Here is a 478-nt window from a genome sequence, read left to right as displayed (position 1 = left end):
TATTAAAAAAAAAGCTTGTTAGTGGTATGTGAAAAAACCACCGCAGCAATATGCTCCGGTGGTTTTATAGTTGATTAATGAACTGAAAGTACAAGAGTGCGACGCAACAATTGTTGCTATGAAATACTGATGTTGGTAACACAGTTATTTTTTTAAAAAAATCTATTAGCATTTTATTAGCATTGGTTGATGTAACTCATAAACCTGTTAAGCGTTTTACCTTGTTTTTGTCGCATTCATAAAACGCTCTTTAACCAATGAATTTTAATTTAACACAAATACCCCAACGCACTGCTAAACCCCGAACATCTGGCTTAACAATGGTTATGGATAAAGGGTTGAGTATTCAGGAAGTACATAATTTTTTAGACGTCAGCGGTCCTCATGTAGATATAGTAAAATTAGGTTTCGGAACTTCTTTTGTTACACCGAATTTGAGAGAGAAGATTGAAGTGTATCGTTCTTACGGTATGCCTAT

1 protein-coding gene is annotated in these 478 nt (G+C 34.3%); it reads left to right on the top strand.

Annotated features, from left to right (window positions below; genetic code table 11):
* Positions 1–257: 257 nt before the first annotated feature.
* Positions 258–478 (top strand): phosphosulfolactate synthase (locus tag E3E36_RS13760; RefSeq protein WP_206203668.1); only part of this gene is annotated, 221 nt, incomplete at its 3' end.

It is taken from the genome of Thermococcus sp. M36 (assembly GCF_012027355.1).
Taxonomy (GTDB): Archaea; Methanobacteriota_B; Thermococci; order Thermococcales; family Thermococcaceae; genus Thermococcus.
This window is presented reverse-complemented; position numbering and strand designations above follow the sequence as displayed.